Raw genomic sequence first — 3893 nt, 5'->3', positions numbered from 1 at the left:
CCAGGGCGGTGACACCGTCGACGGCCGCGGCGACGGTGTCGAAGTAGCCGGCGAGGGTGACGGTGGCGCATGGGAGCGGGCGTAGCCGCACGGTGGCGCCGACGACGACCCCGAGGGTCCCCTCGGAGCCGACGAGCAGGCCGGTGAGGTCGTAGCCGGCGACGCCCTTGACGGTGCGCCGTCCGGTGGTGATCACTTCGCCGTCGGCGAGGACGACCTCGAGGCCGAGAACGGATTCGCGGGTGACGCCGTACTTGGCGCAGCGTAGTCCGCCGGCGTTGGTCGCGATGTTCCCGCCGATGGTGGAGATCGACGCGCTCGCCGGGTCGGGCGGGTAGCTCAGGCCGGCCCGGCGGGCGGCGGCGTCGAGGTCGGCGGTGATGACGCCGGGTTCGACGACGGCCACCGCGTCGGCGACGGACAGTTCGCGGATGCGGTTCATCCCGGTGAGGTCGAGCACGACCGTCCCGGCGCCGGCCGCGGCCCCACCGGCCAGGCCCGTGCCGGCGCCTCGCACGATCACCGGCACGCCCCGGGCGGACGCGACCCGCAGCACGGACTGGACGTCCGCGACCTCCCGGGCGAAGGCGACACCGAGTGGACGTCCGGGTGGGATCCAGCCGGAGCGGTCGAACCGGTGGGCGTCGATGATCGCCGGGTCGGTGCTCCACCGTCCGACCGGCAGCGCGACGGCGAACGCCTCCGTCACCGCCGCCTCCCCGCCCCCGCGTCGCCCGGCGGGAGCGGTGGAGGCGGCGGGGGCCGCGGGGAGGTCGGTGCCCACCTCGGTGCTCATCAGGCGCCGGTGGCGACGGGACGCGCGGGGTCCGACGACCAGGCCGACCAGGAACCCGGGTAGAGGGCGGCGTCGATGCCGACGACGGCGAGCGCGGCGATCTCGTGGGCCGCGGTGACCCCCGACCCGCAGTAGACCCCGACGGTCTGGTCGGTCACGTCGATGCCGAGGGCGGCGAAACGGGCGCGCAGGTCGGCGGCGGGACGGAACCGTCCGGTGGCGTCGAGGTTGTCGCCGGTGGCGGCGCTGAGCGCGCCGGGGATGTGGCCGGCGCGGGGGTCGATCGGTTCGACCTCGCCGCGGTAGCGTTCGCCGGCACGGGCGTCGAGCAGGATGCCGTCGTGGGCCAGTGCCGCGGCGGCGTCGGCGTCCAGGACGGGCAGGTGCCCGGCGCTCAGGACGATGTCGCCGGGTGCGGGGGTGACCTCCCCGGTTTCCAGCGGCAGGCCGGCCGTGCGCCATCCGCCCAGGGCGCCGTTGAGGATGCGCACGTCGGGCACCCCTGCCCAGCGCAGCAGCCACCACGCGCGGGCCGCGGACAGCCCACCGACGTTGTCGTAGACGACCACCGGACGGCCGGCGCGCACCCCCCAGCGGCGCGCGGCGCGTTGCAGACTGTCGAGGTCGGGCAGGGGGTGGCGACCGGCGGTGCCGTCCCCGGTGGCGGCCCGGGCGTGGTCGGCGAGTTCGGTGTCGAGGTCGACGTAGACGGCGCCGGGCAGATGCGCCTCGCGGTAGTGGTCGTGCCCGTGCGGGTCTCCCAGCGCCCAGCGCACGTCGAGCAGCAGCGGCGGGGTGGCCGAGTCCAGTTCGTCGCGCAACGCCGACGCCTCGACGAGCACCGCGCCCGCACGGGTGCGTCCGGCCAGGTCCACGGGCACCCGTCCGTTCGCCACCTGCCCGCCGGCGGCGGGGGTGGCGGTGGCGAGCAGGGCCTCGAGGTCGGCGTCGCCCAGGCCGCCGGGGGGAACGCCGCGGCGGGCGGAACCGGCGATGCGGGCCTGCACGCCGGCGTTGACCGGCGCGGTCAGGCCGTGCAGCCGGGCGAGCAGGACGATCTCGCCGTTGAGGAAGTCGGATTCGACCGAGCCGCCACGGGCCAGGCTCTGCCAGGTGGAGCTGCCCCCGCGCACATGCCCGGGGATGTCGGCGAGCACCAGGCCGCTCAGGTCGAGGCCGGGCGCGAGCCCTTCGGCCACGTCGATGCCGGCGGCGGCCAGTGCCCGGCGGGCCTCGGCGACGAGTTCGGCGCCGGCGGCGTCGCGGCGCGGGCCGGGCGGGTAGAGCGCGTCCAGGTTGTAGGCGAGGTTGCCCAGCAGCTTGCCGGCCTTCCACCGCTCGATGTCGCCGAGGACCTGCACGGCCAGCGAGGCCCGCCGCAGGTCGTCGGCGATCCCCGCCGTCAGCGCGTCCACCTCGGACGTCCCCACACCACCGGCGGAGGCGACCGTACCGGCGGTATCCGACGAGGCGGCGGTGTCCGACGGGACGGCGGTGTCCGACGGGACGGCGGGGCCCGACGAGGCGACGGGGCCGGGGGTGCGGCCGAGCAGCAGGGCGGTGACGATCGGTGTGGCCGGGGAGATGACCTCGCCGGGGCGCAGGTGTGACGCCGGGCTGTACACGACGGCGTCCAGGACGGTGGCGAAGCGGCGCAGGGCGACGCGGACGCTGTCCAGGCCGTTCTGCAACAGGACGAGGGGCAGGGTCTCGGCCGCGGTGGCGGGGCCGCCGTCCACCGGCGCCCAGGCCCAGGCGGCGAGGACGGCCTCGCTGTCCTGCGCCTTGGTCGCGAGGACCAGCACGTCCGTGGCGCGCAGGTCGACCTCGGCGGGGCCGGCGGCCACCGGCAGGTCGAGCTGGTGCACGACCGGGTCGCCGCCCTCGGTGGCCGGCGGCCGCAGGTAACGCAGGCCGCCTTCGCGCAGCGCGGCGAGGTTCGCGCCGCGGGCCACGACCAGGACGTCGATGCCGGCCAGCCGCAGCTGCGCGGCCACCGTCGCGCCGACCGCACCGGCGCCGATGATCACGTAACGCCGGGTGGTGGCGGTCGCCCCGTCCCCGGGTGCGGTGCTGGTCATACGGTCATCCTTCCAGTCCGGCGGTGGCGCCGGACACCTTCTGCGGACTCGGGCCGGTGGCTGCCCCGGCGAGATCAGTGGTGGCGGTCGCAGCGGTCCCGACGGTCGCAGCGGTCTCGGCGGCGACGGTGGTCCCAGCGGTCGCGGTGGCTCCGGCGGCGGCGGCGAGGTCGGCGGCGAAACGCTGGCCGGGGACGGCGTCGAGCAGTTCGCGGGTGTGCGCCTCGGTGGGGGCGGTCAGGACACTGGCCGCGGTGCCGCTTTCCACGATGCGTCCACCGCGCAGCACGGCGACGTGGTGGGCGAGCGCGGCGACGACGGCGAGGTCATGCGAGACGAACAGGTAGCCGATGCCGAGCTCGTCCTGCAACCGGGCGAGCAGGGTGAGGATCTGGTCCTGCACGGAGACGTCGAGGGCGGACACCGGCTCGTCCAGGAAGACGAGTTCGGGTGACAGTGCCAGCGCCCGGGCGATCGCGACCCGTTGACGCTGGCCGCCGGAGAGCTCCGCGGGGCGCCGTCCGGCGTAGGAGACGGGCAGGGCGACCTGGTCGAGCAGTTCGTGGACCCGGGCGGTGCGGCTGGCCCGGTCGCCGACCCGGAAGCTCACCAGCGGTTCGGCGATGCTCTGCGCGACGGTGAAACGCGGGTCCAGCGACGAGTACGGGTTCTGGTGGACGAGCTGGAAGCGTCGGCGCAGCGGGCGCAGGGTCGACCAGCTGGCACCGGTGATGTCGGTGCCCTCGAGCAGCACCCGGCCGCGGGTCGGCGACTCCAGGCCCATCGCGATCCGCAGTGCCGTCGTCTTGCCCGATCCGGATTCCCCGACCAGTCCCAGGGTCTGGCCGGCGTGGACGGCGAGGTGCACGTCGTCGAGGGCGGTGAAGAGACGCGACTCACCGCCGCGGGGCAGCCGGAAGTCCTTGCCCACCCCGTCCAACCGCAACAGTTCGGACGTGGACGCCACCGGCGCCCCGACCGACCCGCCGGCCGGGCTCACCGAGGCGGCACCCGCC

The 3893-nt window shown here is 75.9% G+C and carries 3 protein-coding genes; all 3 read right to left on the bottom strand.

Annotated features, from left to right (window positions below; translation table 11 throughout):
* Positions 1-796, bottom strand: a 796-nt coding sequence (locus G6R24_RS19080) for an FAD-binding oxidoreductase (RefSeq protein WP_163550560.1), incomplete at its 3' end; no start/stop codon positions are given.
* Positions 796-2877 (bottom strand): rhodanese-like domain-containing protein, encoded by a 2082-nt coding sequence (locus G6R24_RS19075; RefSeq protein ID WP_163550559.1) that lies wholly within the window; start codon positions 2875-2877, stop codon positions 796-798. The genes G6R24_RS19075 and G6R24_RS19080, both read right to left, overlap by 1 nt.
* A 4-nt stretch (positions 2878-2881) precedes the next feature.
* Positions 2882-3893, bottom strand: a 1012-nt coding sequence (locus tag G6R24_RS19070) for an ABC transporter ATP-binding protein (protein ID WP_163550558.1), incomplete at its 5' end; no start/stop codon positions are given.

The organism is Candidatus Frankia nodulisporulans (assembly GCF_902806475.1).
In the GTDB taxonomy this organism is placed as follows: Bacteria; Actinomycetota; Actinomycetes; order Frankiales; family Frankiaceae; genus Frankia; species Frankia umida.
The sequence above is the reverse complement of the archived record's forward strand: the minus strand, read 5'-3'. Positions and strand labels throughout refer to the sequence as shown.

Excerpts from the sequence above, each read along its gene's own strand:
- G6R24_RS19075 (WP_163550559.1), bottom strand. The coding sequence starts at position 2,877 with ATGACCAGCACCGCACCCGGGGACGGGGCGACCGCCACCACCCGGCGT.